The sequence below is a fragment of the Staphylococcus sp. HMSC067F07 genome (genome assembly GCF_001837405.1).
Classification (GTDB): domain Bacteria; phylum Bacillota; class Bacilli; order Staphylococcales; family Staphylococcaceae; genus Staphylococcus; species Staphylococcus capitis.
Window position 1 is genome coordinate 159,737 of sequence record NZ_KV832237.1, and the last position, 18,971, is coordinate 178,707.

16 protein-coding genes are annotated in these 18,971 nt (G+C 32.8%); all 16 read right to left on the minus strand.

Going from position 1 to position 18,971, the window contains the following annotated elements; translation table 11 throughout:
- Positions 1-187 precede the first annotated feature (187 nt).
- Complete coding sequence (gene hfq / locus HMPREF2706_RS07760) at positions 188-427, minus strand: RNA chaperone Hfq (RefSeq protein ID WP_002433967.1); 240 nt, start codon at positions 425-427, stop codon at positions 188-190.
- Entirely contained in the window at positions 381-1,379 is a 999-nt protein-coding gene (gene miaA, locus HMPREF2706_RS07765) for a tRNA (adenosine(37)-N6)-dimethylallyltransferase MiaA (RefSeq protein WP_030064841.1), read from the minus strand. The genes hfq and miaA overlap by 47 nt, the downstream gene beginning before the upstream one ends.
- Positions 1,380-1,383: 4 nt before the next feature.
- Positions 1,384-2,319 carry an alpha/beta hydrolase gene (locus HMPREF2706_RS07770; protein WP_030064839.1) on the minus strand — a complete coding sequence of 312 codons (936 nt, stop codon included), beginning with the start codon at positions 2,317-2,319 and terminating at the stop codon, positions 1,384-1,386.
- A gap of 256 nt (positions 2,320-2,575) precedes the next feature.
- Positions 2,576-4,249 (minus strand): glycerol-3-phosphate dehydrogenase/oxidase, encoded by a 1,674-nt coding sequence (locus HMPREF2706_RS07775; protein WP_030064837.1) that lies wholly within the window; start codon positions 4,247-4,249, stop codon positions 2,576-2,578.
- Between the two features lie 178 nt (positions 4,250-4,427).
- Positions 4,428-5,927, minus strand: a complete 1,500-nt coding sequence (glpK, locus tag HMPREF2706_RS07780; protein ID WP_002433942.1) for a glycerol kinase GlpK — start codon at positions 5,925-5,927, stop codon at positions 4,428-4,430.
- A 148-nt stretch (positions 5,928-6,075) separates the two neighbouring features.
- Positions 6,076-6,894, minus strand: coding sequence for an MIP/aquaporin family protein (locus tag HMPREF2706_RS07785; protein ID WP_070862303.1), 819 nt, complete (start codon positions 6,892-6,894; stop codon positions 6,076-6,078).
- 303 nt (positions 6,895-7,197) lie between these two features.
- Complete coding sequence (locus HMPREF2706_RS07790) at positions 7,198-7,731, minus strand: glycerol-3-phosphate responsive antiterminator (RefSeq protein WP_049428563.1); 534 nt, start codon at positions 7,729-7,731, stop codon at positions 7,198-7,200.
- A 13-nt stretch (positions 7,732-7,744) separates the two neighbouring features.
- On the minus strand, positions 7,745-9,712 hold the full coding sequence (gene mutL, locus HMPREF2706_RS07795; RefSeq protein WP_030064832.1) for a DNA mismatch repair endonuclease MutL: 1,968 nt from the start codon (positions 9,710-9,712) through the stop codon (positions 7,745-7,747).
- Positions 9,713-9,727: 15 nt separating this feature from the next.
- Positions 9,728-12,337, minus strand: coding sequence for a DNA mismatch repair protein MutS (mutS, locus tag HMPREF2706_RS07800; RefSeq protein WP_030064830.1), 2,610 nt, complete (start codon positions 12,335-12,337; stop codon positions 9,728-9,730).
- 203 nt (positions 12,338-12,540) lie between these two features.
- Positions 12,541-13,035 carry an energy coupling factor transporter S component ThiW gene (gene thiW, locus HMPREF2706_RS07805; RefSeq protein ID WP_002437014.1) on the minus strand — a complete coding sequence of 165 codons (495 nt, stop codon included), beginning with the start codon at positions 13,033-13,035 and terminating at the stop codon, positions 12,541-12,543.
- A 23-nt stretch (positions 13,036-13,058) separates the two neighbouring features.
- Positions 13,059-13,424, minus strand: coding sequence for a YlbF/YmcA family competence regulator (locus tag HMPREF2706_RS07810; protein WP_023350366.1), 366 nt, complete (start codon positions 13,422-13,424; stop codon positions 13,059-13,061).
- 3 nt (positions 13,425-13,427) lie between these two features.
- Positions 13,428-14,972 carry a tRNA (N6-isopentenyl adenosine(37)-C2)-methylthiotransferase MiaB gene (gene miaB / locus HMPREF2706_RS07815; protein WP_023350367.1) on the minus strand — a complete coding sequence of 515 codons (1,545 nt, stop codon included), beginning with the start codon at positions 14,970-14,972 and terminating at the stop codon, positions 13,428-13,430.
- Between the two features lie 192 nt (positions 14,973-15,164).
- Positions 15,165-15,461 carry a thiamine-binding protein gene (locus tag HMPREF2706_RS07820; RefSeq protein WP_030064827.1) on the minus strand — a complete coding sequence of 99 codons (297 nt, stop codon included), beginning with the start codon at positions 15,459-15,461 and terminating at the stop codon, positions 15,165-15,167.
- Positions 15,462-15,536: 75 nt separating this feature from the next.
- A complete protein-coding gene (locus HMPREF2706_RS07825; RefSeq protein WP_030064825.1) occupies positions 15,537-16,154 on the minus strand; it encodes a poly-gamma-glutamate hydrolase family protein in 618 nt (205 codons plus the stop codon).
- 157 nt (positions 16,155-16,311) lie between these two features.
- A complete protein-coding gene (locus HMPREF2706_RS07830) occupies positions 16,312-17,178 on the minus strand; it encodes a 2-oxoacid:ferredoxin oxidoreductase subunit beta (protein WP_030064823.1) in 867 nt (288 codons plus the stop codon).
- Positions 17,179-18,939, minus strand: a complete 1,761-nt coding sequence (locus HMPREF2706_RS07835; protein WP_030064821.1) for a 2-oxoacid:acceptor oxidoreductase subunit alpha — start codon at positions 18,937-18,939, stop codon at positions 17,179-17,181.
- Between the last annotated feature and the right edge of the window lie 32 nt (positions 18,940-18,971).

Below are 18,971 nucleotides of genomic sequence, written 5' to 3' on the forward strand. Positions count from 1 at the left end.
CGAACTTCAATCAACACATTGCATGAAGCATTTTTTTATTACAAACATTCCCTTGATTTGTTCTAAAGTGCTTAGTGTTTTAAAACATTATCTTCAATACTTAAATGTATTTCGTTGATTAGTAAAACCAACGATTAGATTTTACTTTCAACAAAATGGCGTTATTAATGCACTTTGATTACAACTTCTATTCTTCACTTTTTTCTTCAGTTGATTCTTCTGCTTCATTATCAACTGTGAAAGTGCTGATCGCATGTTTGTAAATCAGATGTTGTTTGCCTTGAGAATTTAAACTTACGACATATTTGTCAAAGTCTTCAATAACACCTTTCATTTGAAAGCCGTTTAAAAAGAATACAGTGACCTCAGTTTTGTCTGCTTTAAAGTTCTCTAGTGCTTGATCTTGGATGTTTTCGTTTGCAATCATGTTTAGAACTCCTTTTATTTATTTGGGTTGTAATCTCATCTAACATCATCTGAAGTGACATTTTTTCTTTATCTAACCAACGAACGTCCATTTTATTTTTAAACCAAGTTAATTGTCGTTTCGCATACTTACGTGAATGCTGTTTAAGTTTTTCAACGGCATCTTCCATCTGTATATGACCTTTTACTACAGGTACGAGTTCTTTATATCCAATTGCTTGCATACTTTGACTTGATTCAAAACCTTGTTCTACGAGGTCTTGCACTTCTTTAAATAATCCGTGACCCAACATAATATCGACACGTTTATTTATTTTAAAATATAATGTTTCGCGCGACATTTCAATCCCTAATAATAATGTATCATAATTTTCAGTAAATTGTTGCACTTTCTTGCGAGAACTTAAAAGTTTTTTTGTTTTTAAATAGTATTCTATCGCTCGAAGTACTCTTTTTCGATTATTTGGATGAATATCTTCTGCAGAGTCACTATCAAATGATGCTAGATACTGATGCAATTCTTCATTATTATAGTGTTTTAATTCTTCAAGTTGTGCTTGAACACGTTTCATTTGCTCTTCTGAAATAGTTTCATCTTCAAATGCATAATTATAAAGTAATGATTGTATGTAAAGGCCCGTGCCACCCGCGATAATAGGTAATTTACCTCTATTTGTAATATCTTCAATACATGCTTCTGCACGTTTTTTAAATTCAAATGCCGAAAACGACTCATCTGGTTCTAAGATGTCTATCATATGATGCGTGATACCATCCATTTCATCTTGTGTTACTTTAGCTGTTCCAATATCCATATTTTTATATACTTGCATTGAATCGCCACTAATGATTTCTCCATTAAATTTTTTGGCAACTTCAATACTTAATTCAGTTTTACCTGATGCTGTTGGTCCGACAATAACAACAATAAATGGCTTATGTTGATTCGTCATTTCGTTATTCACTCACTTTATTTTTCTTTAAAATTTGTTTCTCTATCCATTCAAACATATGTTGCCACGTTGTTTGATAATCGTCCTCAAATAAAATTTCATGTCTTTTATTTTTATATAGCTGAACAGTAATGTGCTTAATACCTGATTTTTTATACAATTTACCTAATTGTTTGATTCCTTTTCCATAATCACCAAATGGATCTTCTTTTCCTGAAATCAATAAAATTGGCAATTGTTTGTTAAGTTTATCTAGACATTTAGGTTCTATTGTTAGCATCATAAATTTTACAGTTTGATAAATTAACTGATTAGATACTTTGAAACCACAGTATTCATCTTTAACAAATTTCTCTACCTCATCACGTCTTGTAGATATCCAATCACTTTCAGTTAAGGGATTGGATATTCGTTTGTTAAATGATTTATTAACTAATTTATTCACCCAATTTACTCGACGGCGTTTTCCTAAGATCATCGTAATGAGCTTCAAAGCGAAAGTCGCCGGAACACCCTTCCATTTTGGGAACATGCCAGTACCTGTTAATATTAATCCATCTGCAAATTCTGGGTATCTCATAACAAATAATCTTGCAATAATAGAGCCCATAGAATGTCCAAGAACAACGTAAGGAACTTTAAGTTCAGTACCATATAGTGTTTCAACTATCTCATACGCATCATCAGCAATCTGAGACATACTCTCAAAATGACCCCGTTCAACTTCATCAATATCTTTACCATGACCACGATGATTGTGTCTTAAAACATCGTATCCTTGTATATTCAACGCATTTACTAACTCGTCATAACGGTCCATATGTTCAGCCATACCATGAAAAAGATGAATAATACCGATAGTATTTTTCTTCGCTTTATCAACTTTAACTTCAATCATTGTTCCATCTTCAACAGTAATTTTAAATTGACTTTGACTCACAACATATGCCCCCGATCTTTCTAACTTCAAATTTAGGTTTAATTCAATGCGTTTATTAAAACCATTTTATAAATAATATACCGTGAGACATTGATGTAATCAAATCGTTTGCATATTAACATTACCCTTATTAATCATTTATTTTTAGAAAATGATGGCACAAAATTTGCAAATTAAAAAACTACTTATGAATGAAAGCGAGAGCCAACATTCACAAGTAGTTTATTAGATATTCATACGTATTAATTCAACATGATTATTCTTTAACTGCTGGTTGATTATTTCCAGTACGTGCTTGATCAATTGCTTCTTCTACTTCTTTAGTGTAAGACTCTTTTTGAGCATCTGAATAGTTAAGCATGTCAGCCATAACGTCAATAACAGCCTCTTTATAATCTAAAACATCTTGAATATTGAAGTATAATTTACCTGAACGACGTACTAAGAAGTCAGTTGGTTTGTAAACCATTTCTTGTTGAATTCCGTAAACTAATTCCACATAAATTTCTAATGGTAAATGATTATCTTGTTGTTTAGCAGTTTGAGCTATGTTGAATAAATGATCTACGTTAGAACCATATTTACTAGCTAATCTACGTGCAACATCTTCTTCAATACCAAATCCTTTGGCTGCGTCAACTTTTTGGTCAACAAAGTGTTGATAGTTTTTACTACCACCTACGTCACCGCCAGAAATTTTAAGATATTTAGTTGCACATGGTTCAAATTTAAGTCCATGTTCTTGTTTTAAACGTTTAGCTAATAAGTCAACAATATCTAGTGCCATATGACGATAACCTGTTAACTTACCACCAGCAATAGTAAGTAGGCCTGATTCACCTTCCCAAACTTCATCTTTACGAGAAATTTCAGATGGGTCTTTACCTTCTTCTAAGATTAATGGACGAACACCTGCCCAAGTTGATTCGATATCTTCATCTTTAACATTAACACTTGGGAACATGTAATTAATCGCATCAATGAGATAATCTCTATCTTCTTGTGTAGTTAATGGTGTTGCTTTTTCGTTATCATAGAAAGTATCAGTTGTACCAACATATGCTTTACCTTCACGAGGTATAGCGAAAATCATACGACCATCTTTTTCAGTGTCGAAATAAACTGCTTGGCCTAATGGGAATTTAGATTGGTCGATAACAACGTGCACACCTTTAGTTAAACGTAGTTGTTTATTATTACGTGCATAGTCACCACTTCTCACTTCATCAACCCATGGACCAGAAGCATTAATTACTTTTTTAGCTTTAATACCGTATGTTTCTCCGTCAATCATATCTAATACTTCGATACCATTAACTTTTTTATTTGAATCATAAGTGAAATGTTCTGAACGAGTATAGTTAATGATTTCTGCACCTTTTTCAGCTGCTTTTTTCATAACTTCAATAGTTAAACGAGCGTCATCAGTACGGTATTCAACGTAATAACCGCCACCTTTTAAGCCTTCTTGTTTAACTAGTGGTTCTTTATCTAGTGTATCTTGTCTAGATAACATTTTTTTACGTTCAGATTTTTTAACACCAGCTAGTCTATCATACATTGTTAAACCGATAGCTGTTGAGAATTTACCGAATGTACCACCTTTATGCATTGGTAACAGCATCCATTCAGGTGTAGTTACATGTGGACCGTTCTCATAAACAATTGCACGTTCTTTACCAGTTTCAGCAACAACGCCAACTTGTAATTGTTTTAAATATCTTAAACCACCATGAACAAGTTTAGTAGATCTAGAACTTGTACCTTGTGCGAAATCTTGCATTTCAACTAATGCTACTTTCATACCGCGGTTACTAGCGTCAAGAGCAATACCTGCACCTGTAATACCACCACCGACGATAACAACGTCATATTCATTTTCTCTTAAATTTTTCTTGATATGATCTCTTTTCAATGTAGATAATGCCATTATCTAAACGCCTCCTAGAAATAAATAAAAAACGAGACACCTATCCCACAACAACATTTAATTGTTTTGTACGAACAGATCTCTCGTTTCTCGATTTTCTTATTAACTTAAATAAAGTATATCACATTTAAGAAAATCAAGTCCATTTATTGCTCATTTTTCCTTTAAAAAATTTGTCTTAATCTTCTAATTTGAATACTTGAGTTGCTTCAACAGCTTTTTTCCAGCCTTTGTATAACTTAGTGCGTTGTTCATCTTCCATTTTTGGTTCAAATTCAGTTTCAAGCTTCCAACGTTCTCTAATATCTTCTTTATCGTCCCAGAATCCTACAGCTAAACCTGCTAAGTATGCAGCACCTAAAGCAGTAGTTTCTTGAATTTCAGGTCTTTCAACTGCTGTATTAACGATATCAGCTTGGAATTGCATTAGGAAGTTATTTTTAACTGCACCACCATCTACACGTAAGTTTTGTACTTCAATAGATGAATCTTTTGACATTGCTTCCATAACATCACGTGTTTGATAGCATAGTGATTCTAATGTTGCACGGATGAAGTGTTCCTTTTCAGTACCGCGAGTTAATCCGAAGAATGCGCCTCTAGCATCAGAATCCCAATAAGGCGTACCTAAGCCTACAAATGCTGGAACCATATAAACGCCTTCAGTTGAGTCCACACGTGAAGCGTAGTTCTCAGTTTGAGGTGCAGAATTAATCATTCTCAAACCATCACGTAACCATTGGATAGCTGAACCTGAAACAAAGATTGAACCTTCAAGCGCATAGTTCACTTTGCCGTCAATACCATATGCAATAGTTGTTAATAATCCACTTTCTGATTTAACCGCTTCTTCACCAGTGTTCATTAACATAAAGCCACCTGTACCGTAAGTGTTTTTAACGTCACCACGGTCGAAACAAGCTTGACCAAATAATGCAGCTTGTTGGTCACCAGCGATACCGGCAATAGGTACTTCTTGACCAAAGAAGTGATAATCTATAGTTTTAGCATACACTTCGCTTGATTCTTTAACTTCAGGAAGCATTTGTTTAGGAACATCTAAAATGTCTAATAGTTCATCATCCCATTTTAAATCATGAATATTGAACATTAAAGTACGACTAGCATTCGTATAGTCAGTGATATGAGCCGCTTTACCTGACAACTTCCAAACTAACCAAGAATCAATAGTTCCGAATAATAAGTCTCCATTTTCTGCTTTCTCTCTTGCGCCATCAACATTATCTAAAATCCATTTTACTTTAGTTCCTGCAAAATAAGGGTCTAGTAGTAAACCTGTTTTATCTCTGAATGTTTCTTCATAACCTTGATCTTTTAATTCAGTACAAATATCTTGCGTTTGACGTGATTGCCAAACTATCGCGTGATAAATTGGTCGTCCGGTATTTTTATCCCAAACCACTGTTGTTTCACGTTGGTTAGTAATACCGATACCTTCAATTTGTTCAGATTGAATATCATTTTCATTCATAACTTCAGCCATTACTGAAAGAACTGAAGTCCAAATTTCGTTAGCATCATGTTCTACCCAACCTGAGTGTGGAAAATGTTGTTTAAATTCACGTTGAGAAACACCTTTAATTTCTCCATCTTTATTAAATAAGATTGCACGTGAACTTGTTGTTCCCTGATCGATTGATAAAATATATTTTTCCATAGGTTTTGACTCCTTTTGATGTGATTAATAATAAGCTTTATAAAGTTAACATTTTAAAACTATTTATAAAGTATCAACCATTATATCTATACACATAATTGAGAAATTTTAATCCCGATAATTATAATTATCTAATATATTGTTACTATTAGTAAATTGATTCAATGACACCTTTTTTTGAAGATTTATTTAATATCAACCCTAATACTAGAGTGATTACTACTACTAAAATTCCAACGGCACAACTTACATTAAAAGTTTGTTTATAAAATACTTCGTAAATGACTGCACCGAGCATACCACCTGCAATAGGACCTAATACAGGCACTATAGCATATGACCAATTAGATTTACCCTTTCCTGCAATTGGCAATATTGCATGGGCAATACGTGGGCCTAAGTCACGAGCTGGGTTAATTGCATAACCAGTAGGGCCTCCTAAACTTAAACCAATTGCTACAATTAAAGCGCCAACAATAAGTGGGTTTAATCCGTCAGCAATTTTATTTACACCAATAAATAGAATACCTAAAGTTAAAGCCATTGTACCGATTATCTCACTTAAAAAGTTGGCGAAATAATTTTTGATACCAGGTGCTGTAGAGAACACGCCTAATTTAACGTCAGGTTCTTCAGTGACTTTCCAATGTGGAAGATACATTAACCAAACGAGTGCACCACCAACGATACCACCTAACATCTGGCAAATGATATATCCTGGTACTTGAGCCCAACTGAATCCGCCATCCATGGCAAGAGCTATAGTTACAGCTGGGTTTAAATGTGCACCTGAGAATTTACCAACAGCGTAGGCACCCATTGACACGGCAAGTCCCCAACCCGCTGCGATAACAATCCAGTCAGCGTTGTTGCCTGCACTTCTCTTCAAGTTGACGTTTGCACATACGCCACCCCCGAAAAGGATTAGAATCGCAGTTCCTAAAAATTCTGCTAAATAAGCATTCATATAAATTCCTCCCAAAAAACAGAGAGACCCCTACCATAGCGATATTAAGCTCGTAGAAATCTCCCAGTCTCTGTTCTATTATTAACTTTTAAACTTGATACAATTTTACTATTGTGTTGTAAGCGTTGTCAATAACTTTGTAAAATAATTGTCATAATTAGTATTTATAATTATAAAAATAGTGATGAAATATTATTGATAACCAAAACACTTATTAAATACTTTAGTTTTATTGATAATTTTTTATAAAAAAAGAGTTGCTCAAAGAAGAAAATCATTCTTTAAACAACTCATAATTTGTAACTACCAGAGCTTTTGATAGCTTGTAGTAACATATTTAGCTCCACTAGATATGGCTTCTTGAATTTCTGCTTCATCATTGATTAATCCGCCCGCAATAACTGATGTTGTAGTCTCTTTTTGAATTTGATTAATCGCTTTACTAGCTATACCTGGTAATACTTCGACAAAATCTGGTTCGACTTTTTCAATTAACTCTATACTTCTAGTAAGTGCTTGACTATCAATAATAAACACTCTAAATATCGTTAAGGTATTTAATGATTTAGCTTTCCTAATCACTTTTGTTTTTGTAGAAACGATACCTTTTGGTTGATATTGTTGAATGATATATTCACAAGCAAATTCATCATGGCTCAATCCTTTAATCAAATCGATATGAATATAACACTCTATATTATATTGCTTTAGTAACCCCATAATACTTTTTAAATGGCCGATATGCATATCTAACAATACACAAGCTTTATAGTTCGTCTTCGTTAATCTTTCAAGATCTCTCATGTTTCTAATAGCTGGTAAAATATTTTCTTTCAAGATAACAGCTCCTCTACATCACTCGTTTAAATAGTTTTTCTAATTCATAATTTGAAAAATTGATTATAATTGGTCTACCATGCGGACACGTAAATGGATCTTCTGCTTCTCTTAGTTGATCAATTAAATCTGACATTTCATTATTTTTTAAATAATGATTAGCTTTAATAGATTTCTTACAAGACATCATAATCGCTGCATCTTCTCTTATCTTTTTCACATCTACTTTTTTATTTTCTAAAACTAACTCAATCATATCTTTAATTATTTCCTGTGCTTCAGCTTTTGGAAACCATACTGGATAACTATTTACAATATAATCATGACCACCAAAATGCTCTAGCTGTATTCCAACTTTATCTAATTCATCTATATACTGGTCAATAATCATTTGTTCATCTTTTGAGAAATGAAATGTAAGAGGTATAAGTAAATTTTGAACTTCGTTAGATACTTCTCCTATTTTATCTCTAAAATATTCATACTTTATTCTCTCTTGCGCTGCATGTTGATCTATCATAAACATACCATTTTCATTTTGAGCAATAATATATGTTCCATGAACTTGGCCCACAACTTCCATGTATGGTACACGTCGCTTAGGATCTTGACTCACTGTACCTTTAATATCTTCTTCATTATTAGAGGTTGATTCAGTATTTAAAAGGTAATCGTCCTCCATATCATTAAGTATGTCTTTTTGAACTTGAGAGTAATTATCCTCTTCGGAACGTTGTATATTATGAGAGGTAAATCCTTTCTCATTTTCATGGTTTGATAAAGTAGTATTTGTATCTTGGTAATTATTGATACCTTCTCTAATTTCTGAATCATTAGTATTGTAATGGTCCTTATTAGATGAAGGATGGGCGGTTGTTGAGTCGTCATTTGTCACTTCAGAATTTCGTTTTTCGAAATCCATTTTTTGTTGTTCAAATGATTCAAGGACTTTATTCTTTTTAGGTGTTCGGTCTAAATCATTTTGAGGTATTAGAATTCTATCTTTGAAGGCCTCTCTAATTTTTTCAACTATTAAATCATATAACTGGTCCTCTTTTGATAAACGAACTTCTAACTTAGTTGGATGCACATTAACATCTACTAAAATAGGATCCATTTCAATGTTGATATAGCAAATTGGATATCTGCCTATAGTTAATAATGTATGGTATCCTTCTAAAATAGCTTTGTTAAGAATAAAATTCTTGATATATCTACCATTAATAAAAATTGAAATATAATGCTTGTTACTTCTTGAATGTTCAGGCTTTGCAAAGAAACCTTCAAGATGATAATCACTTGTATCTCCTGAAATATGTACTAAATCTTTAGCAACTCTCATTCCATATATCTCTGCCATCACTTCATTCGTGCGACCTGAACCGTTCGTGCTTATTAGTGTTTTGCCATCAGACACTAAAGAGATTCTAATATCAGGATGACTCATCGCCATTCGATTAACAATATCAGTTATCTTCCCTAATTCTGTATAAAGACTTTTAATATATTTTAAGCGCGCTGGTGTATTATAGAACAAGGATTCAACTAATATGTCTGTACCTTTTTTAGCTTTTGCTGGCTTACGATTAACGATCTCACCATTTTCAGCATATACTTCAAAGCCATTTTCATTATCTGTACACGTTTTTAATGTCACTTTAGATACTGATGAAATACTGGCTAAAGCCTCACCACGAAATCCTAAAGTTCTAATATGGAATAAGTCATCATCAACATCTAATTTGCTTGTTGCGTGTCTATGAAAGACAAGACTTAAATCATCTTGCTCAATACCTGTTCCGTTATCAACAACTCTAATTGAAGAAATACCTGATTGTTCCACTTCAATATTTATCTCGGTGGATTTTGCATCAATCGCGTTCTCCAATAATTCTTTAACTACAGAGCTGGGTCTCTCTACAACTTCGCCGGCTGCAATTTTGTTAGCTAATGAGGTTTGTAATTCTTTTATTTTTCCCATTTCTTACACCTACCTCTATCTTAATTGATTCTGTAACTCACTTAATTTCACAAGTGCTTCTATAGGCGTCATATTGGATAAATTCAAATTTTTAATTTCTAATTCTAATTCACTTTGTTCTTCACTATTATCAAATAAATCAAATGCAGCTTGTTCAAATGAATCTTTGATCATTGATTTGTCGTCACTATTGTGATGCTCATTTTTTACATTTTCATCATTTGTATGATTATTTGGTAATTCATTAGGCATAATTTGATTAGATGGTTTTTGTTCAAATTCATCTAGTATTACTTGAGCTCGACTTATTACTTCTTCTGGCAAATCAGCTAATTTAGCTACTTGTATACCATAACTATCATCGACGGCTCCATCTTTAACTTTATGCAAGAATATCAGTTCTCCTTGATATTCATCAGCAGCTACATGTACATTTTTTAAACATGGTAACATTTGATCTAGTGAAGTTAATTCATGATAATGAGTTGAAAATAATGTTTTAGCATGAGAAGTTTGTGCTACATACTCAATCATGGCTTGTGCTAAAGCAAGTCCATCATAAGTAGATGTCCCTCTACCAATTTCATCAAAAATAATTAAACTATTTTCTGTAGCATAAGTTAACGCTTTTTGTGCTTCCAACATCTCTACCATAAATGTACTTTTACCTGAAACTAAGTCGTCAGCTGCACCTATTCTAGTGAAAATTTGATCAAATATAGGTAATATAGCTGAATCACAAGGTACGTATGCTCCCATTTGTGCCATAATGCTAATAATTGCTACTTGTCTCATGTAAGTTGACTTACCAGACATATTTGGCCCGGTTATGAGATAAATAAATGTATCATTGTTTAAACTACAATCGTTCGGCACATAATCGTTATGATCCATAACTCTCTCTACCACTGGATGTCTCGAATTCTCTAAATGTAAGGTTTTATCATCACTGAAAGAAGGTCTTACATAATTATATTTTTGCGCAATTTCAGCAAAACTCTGTAGACAATCTAATTCAGAAATAATTTTAGCTTGTTGTTGTAACCTTTCAGTGTAAGTTTTAATGTGCTCACGCAATTTAACGAATAATTGATACTCTAATTCAATCGCTTTATCTTCGGCACCTAAAATGATATCTTCTTTTTCTTTCAATTCATCTGTAATAAAACGCTCTGCATTGGATAATGTTTGTTTGCGATTGTAGCCATAATCGCTAGGTTCAAATCCTTGCAAATTAGCACGTGTGATTTCAATAAAATAACCAAAAACCTTATTAAAACTTATCTTAAGAGACTTGATACCTGTACGCTCACGTTCCTTAGCCTGTAATTCTGCTAACCAATTTTTACCGTTCTTAGAAGCTTCTAAGTATTCATCTAGTTGTTCATTGAAACCTGTCTTGAATAATCCACCATCTTTAACTGAAATTGGAGGTTCTTCTACTAAACTTTCTTCTAATAGTTCTAAAAGATCATCTAACGGCTCAAGTTCACTAAATTGAGTAGTAGTTTGAGCATCTAATTCATTAAGTAATTCTTTAATATGTGGAATTTCTGATATTGAGTGCTTGAGCTGAATTAAATCTCTGGCATTCACGTTGCCATAACTGACTCTACCTACCAATCTTTCAATATCATAAACTTGATTTAAATAATTACGTAAGGTATCTCTTTCGATAAAACGATTAATGAATTCTTCAACTATATTTAATCGATCATTAATTTGGTCTTTACTAATTAAAGGTCTATCTACCCATTGTTTTAATCTTCTAGCACCCATTGGTGTTTTTGTTTCATCCATCAACCAAAGTAAAGTACCCTTTTTAGATTTGAGTCTAATACTTTCTGTTAGTTCTAGATTACGTTTGGCATAGAAGTCCATCTTCATGAAATCAACAGCCGCATATTGTACAACTTCTTCTATATGAGATAAGTCTCTCTTTTGAGTATGATGAATATAATCTAGTAATAATTGTGCAGATTTATACATTAGATTATGAGCAAGCTTATTAGTCTCGTATTGTTCATTTGATAGAGTCTCACGTACTGTAATTGTTTCTGTAGTCATACTAATTTGGCGTTTGAGTTCTTCAGATAATGCTTCATTAACAACAATTTCATTAGGATTTATCGTCGTTATTTCATTTAATAACGTCGCTTCGTCTTGAAAATGGGTAGACTTAAATTCTCCAGTAGAAACATCACAATAACTAAGTGCTATTTCTTCATCTTTTACAAAACTAAGAATGTAGTTATTTTGTTTTTCATCTACGCCACCTTGTTCCATGACTGTACCAGGAGTGACAATTCTTACAACTTCTCTTTTAACCATGCCTTTTGTTTGTTTAGGGTCTTCCATCTGTTCACAAATCGCTACTTTATACCCATTATTAATTAAGGTTTCAATATAACTATCTGCTGAATGATAAGGTACGCCACACATTGGGATTGGATTTTCTTTTTTAGCGTCTCTTTTAGTTAAGGTGATTTCAAGTACTCTTGAGGCTTCTTTGGCATCTTCAAAGAACATTTCATAGAAATCGCCGAGTCTAAAAAATAATAAACAATCATCATATTCTGATTTTATTTTTAAATATTGTTGCATCATCGGTGTTACATTCGCCATTTCTATTTTCACAACCCTTATTTATAAATATTTTTCTATTTTTTAAAATTTTTTACGCACTGTTTTAACTCATACATTTTAACATATAAACATGTAACTCGCTTAATCAAAAAGTGAATAAAAAAGCACGCTCTATTATACGAATTAAACAGAGTTACCCCATTTATTTAATCCCTTAATAATAAAGCGTACATGATAATTAATTATTTCTTTTTAAATTTATCTAATAACCCGCGTCTTTTTAAAATAATAAGTATTATATAGCTAATTAGAGAACCAATTACACTTGAAACCATAAACGCTATCATTAATGGTTTTACAAAGAAGTCTTCCATTCCCATAAACCATGCTAAAGGTATACACATTAAACTTCCTATGACACCAGTTCCTAAAACTTCTCCAACTGATGCCATGAAAATATGTTTTCTATACATGTAGAATAGACTAGACAAGAGAACTCCAATCATACTACCCGGGAAAGCAAAAGGACTACCTGTTCCAAAACTAATTCTTAAAATTGAAGAAATAAGCGCTTGAGCTAATCCATACCACGGTCCTACAAACACAGCGCATAAAACATTAATAAAATGTTGAACAGGCGCTGCTTTTATAGGTCCTAAAGGTATTACAATAAGACTACTTAATACAACGTTGATTGCGATTAAAAATGCAGTTATAGTCAAATTCCTTATTTTCATAGCATTTACTCCTCAATTAGCTTTTATTCCTTATGCTCTCGTTTGTTATGTTCATTAAGTCTATCTTCCATTGTTTTGATCATCATTTGTAATAAATCATTCGCATCGTATTGTGCAGAACGAAATTCTTCGACTATTGGTAAATTATTTATTTCATCTTCAATATGATGAATTTGATTTTCAGATTGTCGGAAGGCAGTATCTTTCCCATAATTTTGAAAGTTGACAGATTGTTTTTGTTGATTTTTTAGACTTTTCATCTTACTTTCAATTGTTTTATTATTATGGATTTGCTGTTCAATCGATTGGTAATCTTTTACAACATCTAGGTCATTAATGCGTTGCGCTAGTATATCTGCATGTTTTAAGATATCCTCTTTTGAATACATTGTTTAATGAACCACCATTGCCTTTTGATGTTCTTTCACAAATGTTCCATTTAATGAATATTGTTTTGCTTCATCGATTTTAACATCAACAAGTTTTCCAATCATTTCTTTAGGAGCTTTAAAGTTGACTAGTTTATTTTTATCAGTGTAACCAGCTAATACTGTGTCATCCTTTTTACTTGCTCCTTCACACAATACTGTAACGATTTTACCTTCATATTTACTCATAGCTTTTTGAGAGTATTCACCTACTTTTTTATTTAACCTTTGTAATCGTTCTTTTTTCACTTCAGTAGGCACATTATCTTTCATTTTAGCAGCTGGTGTTCCATCTCTTTGAGAGTATAGATAAGTATAAGCATGTTCAAATTCTACTTCATCATATAACGATAGCGTTTCTTCAAATTGTTCTTCAGTTTCATTAGGATATCCTACAATAATATCTGTTGTTAACGCTATATTAGGAATTGCAGTTTTTATTCTATTTACTAAATCAAGATAGCTTTCACGAGTATATTTACGACCCATAATTTTTAAAACGGCATTGTTCCCTGATTGAACTGGTAGGTGAATGTGAGGAACTATATTACCACCATTTGCTATAACTTCAATCATACGATCCGTAAAGTCCCAAGGGTGACTTGTTGTAAATCTTACTCTTGGTATATCAATCTTAGATATATCTTCTAGTAAATCACCAAGTCCATAATCTAGATCTTCGATATCTTTACCATAGGAATTTACATTTTGACCTAATAAAGTAATTTCTTGATAGCCTTCTCTTGCTAATTCTCTTACTTCATTAATAATATCTTCAGGGCGACGGCTACGTTCCTTACCTCTCGTGAAAGGTACGATACAATATGTACAGAATTTATCACATCCATACATGATATTAACCCAAGCTTTTATACTACCTTCTCTTACCTTAGGAAGATTTTCAATAACATCTCCCTCTTTAGACCAAACTTCTACTACCATTGCTTTAGATAAATACGCTTCTTCTAAAATTTCAGGTAAGTGATGGATGTTATGTGTACCAAATATCATATCTACATTTTGATAAGATTTTAGAATTTTATTTACTACTGATTCTTCTTGAGACATACATCCACATACCCCGATTAGACAATCAGGACGTTCTTTTTTAAGATGTTTTAAATTTCCAATTTCACTAAAAACTTTGTTTTCCGCATTTTCCCGAATAGCACAAGTATTAATTAAAATTACATCTGCTTGATTAATATCAGTTGTCGCACTATAACCTAAAGCCTTTAATATCCCCGCCATAACTTCAGTATCATGTGCATTCATTTGACAACCATACGTTTTAATTAAAAAAGTACGACCGTTACCCATGTTTTTATACTTTTCATCAATATGAAAATCTCTATTATATTGTACTTCTTGTTTCCCACGTTTTTTTGCTTCTTTTAAACTAGGTGGTTGATACACTTGTTCAAAGTATTTGCTATAGTCTTTTTCAGCTTTACGATCACGCTCAGCTAAAATGTTTATCGTACCAGCTTTTCTTTGTTCTTCATTCACTTTGAAAAATCCTTTCTATAAGCCCATAATCATTACTACATTATATTAAATTTAAAGTTAAAGTGCAAAAAGACGTTTTGTTTTATTTTTCAAAAATGACATATAAAAAGAGACAAATCAAACCTTTTAAGCTTAATTTGTCTCTAACCTATTATAAAAAATTTAACATTAGTTTATTATGTGATGCTTTGTTTATTCTTCATCATATTTGCCAGTTAATGTCTCAATATCAATTCCTTCAGGGACGTGATAAAATTTAACTTGGCTAATAATACTTGGACATTCTAATTCAACCATTCTCTCATTAAGTTTTTGAATTAGAATAAGACACTCACTCATTTCTCCTTGAACAGTTGTTTCCAATGGCCCTACTCTATAATGCATTCCTGATTCATCAATAATTTTAATTGCCTCATCAACATAAGGAATCACATCTTCATTGTTTGGAGTTCTAGGAATTATTTGTACACTCATTAAAGTATCTTGCACTACAATATCACTCCTTTTATTTATACAATCATATACTCATATTTTAACATTCATAAAGTAAGTATACGCTAAAGACTAAACTTGTTGTAGTGCTTTAATTGTTGCATCTGCAAAGTCGTACATTAAGTCACCCCAGTTATCTCGGTCTTCACGACTTTTACGTGAACTTTTGTTATTCACAAATAATTCTTTTCTAAGACTTGAAGTTAACTCGATTTGAACGCCAGCATTATTCTTAGTTAAATTAATAATATTTTCATCTTGCTTCCCAGCCATCGTATTCGGCGCTTCTTGTACCTTTATACCTACATCTGATAACGTATCACTTAATATATCAATAAGTTGCTGATCATTGCCTCCAAGATAAGCTACACTATCTTCGCCTTTACAACCATGCAATGCTATCGCTCTTTCACTTTTTTCAACAATTTTAATAGCTTGTGGGTCATCGTAATTTGTAGATGTAACATGCAATTCATTATTGCCTTTACTACGTAGTCCCTTAAAAGAAAAATAATTAAAATTCCCTTTATCAGCAATCACTTGTGCTAACTCAGTCGTAGCTGGTTCAATACCACCACCGTGAATCGCTAAGATTGATACATTACTATCTTTATCATCTGTTTCAATTTCCCAATCTTCATTTTCCACAGTTACGTTTTCTAATTCTTTCATTGATTTAAATCTATCCATGACTACCTCCAATAAGATTGTTTATTTTGCATATTCCCAAAATAAATAATTTAAAAAGTCATTTACGCAATTTAAATATTTTTAATCAAGAATTAAAATATAGATTTTCATCATAAAAAAACTGAGCACCCCATGTAGGCACTCAGATACCAAAAAATTATATAAATTGAGCTGTCAAATCATTAAACGTATCTTCTGTAATATGAACATCTTTTTTAGCTAGAGCCTCATCTTCAAGTTCATTAATTTGAGATTCGTATGAAGGCGTTTCAGTATCTTGATAGACAATACCTTTAACTAGCGATTCGTGCTCTAAAACTGTTCGCATAGCTAACTGTTTATCTGAATTATCATAATCATCAATATCATCAATGCTAGTTAAATGCTCTTTAAACCAATCATAAGTGTTAACTTTATTATATGTTACACAAGGTGAGAATACATTAACAAATGAAAATCCATCATGATTAATCGCATCCTCAATCATTTTAGTTAATGCTTTAATATCACTTGAAAAACCTTGTGCTACAAATGTAGCACCTGATGAAAGAGCTAATTCTAATGGGGCTACATTTTTCTCAATATTCCCTTTAGGTGTAGATTTAGTTACAAAACCTACTGCTGAAGAAGGTGATGTCTGTCCTTTAGTTAAACCGTAAATCTGATTATCCATGACAATGTATGTCATATTCATGTTTCTTCTTAATGCATGAATCGTATGCCCCATACCGATTGCATAACCGTCTCCATCGCCACCTGAAGCAATAACAGTTAAATCTTTGTTCGCCATTTTAACACCCTGTGCTAAAGGTAAGGCACGACCATGTATAGCGTGAACACCATAAGAATTAATGTATCCTGATAATCTACCAGAACATCCAATGCCTGTAATAATTGCAACTTCTTCAGGTTCCAAACCTACATTGGCAGCTGCTTTTTGTATGGCCGCTTGTACTGAGAAATCTCCACATCCTGGGCACCAATTTGGCTTAACATTATTTCTAAAATCTTTGAATGTAGCCAATTAAACCAACTCCTTAATTTCCTTGACTATCTCTAATCCTTTATCTTCAATTTCATGAGGTAAGAAAGGTGTACCATCATATTTAGTTTGGTTCACTAATTTTTCTTCTACTTTTGTGTTCATTTTTAAAATATTAGATAACTGACCTTGATAATTATGTTCAGCTACAATCACTTTAGATGCTTTATCGATTGCATGTTGAATCGTATCTTTAGGGAATGGATGTAACTGACGAATTTGTATAGTATTAACTTTAATACCTTGAGATTCCAAACGTTCTGCGCCTTCGTTAATAGCACCTTTGGTAGAAATAAAACCTATATATAATAAATCTGCCTCATCATATTTTTCATTAGATTCAATAGGTTTTTCTATAACTAGATTTTCTGTTTTACGCATACGTTTTTCCATTTGTGCTTGTCTATTAGAAGCCGCTTCACTAGGTTTACCTTCTTCATTATGTTCAACACCAGTGATGTGATGAATGCCACCTTTTACACCCGGAATAGGACGAGGTGAAATTCCATTACCTGTTAAGGCATATCTTCTAAAGTAGCCTTTATCATCTTCTTCACGTTCTATATCAGATTGAAGTAATTCGCCGCGTTTAATTTGAATCTTATTATAATCTAATGACTTAACTGTTTGTTTACCTAAAGAAAGTTGTAGATCACTTAAAATAATGACAGGACATTGATATTCCTCTGCTAAATTGAATGCCTCTACTGTAAGATAGAATGCATCTTCAGCATCAGTTGGAGCAACTACAATTTTTGGAATATCACCGTGTGTACCATATATCATTTGCATTAAATCTGATTGTTCTTGTTTAGTAGGTAAACCTGTTGAAGGTCCGCCACGTTGAGTGTTGATGACTACGAATGGTGTTTCAGTCATTCCTGATAAACCAATTGATTCCATCATCAATGATAAACCAGGACCTGCACTTGCTGTAAACCCTCTTACACCAGCATAATTAGACCCTATAGCCATTGTAGCTGCAGCAATTTCATCTTCCGTTTGAACAACAGTGCCACCGACTTTAGGAAGATTAGCAATCATATACTCCATAATTTCAGATGCTGGAGTAATAGGATAAGCAGCCATAAATTTAGAACCTGCTGATATTGCTCCTAATCCAATTGCATCATTACCTATCATATACAAGTGAGGATCTTCATTAATTGCTTCTAATTCAAAGTCTCCCTGAATAGAACTTAGGTGTTCTTTCATTAAACGATAACCTTCGTTAAGTGCTTCGATATTCATATCAACTACTTTTTCTCCCTTTTTAGAGAACATGTTCGTAATTAATTCTTCAAAAGTAGTTGTGTCTAAATTCATAAGCGCTGAAGTAGCTCCAATAGCCACCATGTTTTTCATCAGTGCTGTCCCAAGTTCTTTAGCAGTGCTTGTAAACGGTAAATCTATAAGTTGCGCTTTACAGCCTTCTGGTTTCGTCGGTTTAGCCTTAGAATCCGCAATTATAATACTATCCTCTCTCATTTCATGATGATTTAACTCAATCGTTTCTTGATCGAATGCAATTAAGATATCTAAATCGTCACTAATGGCATGAACAGGCGTAGTTGATACTCTTATTTTATTGTTAGTATGACCACCTTTAATTCGACTTGAAAAGTGTCTGTAACCATATAAAAAGTATCCCTTCCTATTCATTGCAGTAGCGAAGATTTCTCCAGTAGATTCGATACCTTCACCTTGTTGTCCGCCCACTTTCCATGATAGTTGTGATTTCATATCACATGCCTCCTGTGGATATAATTCATATT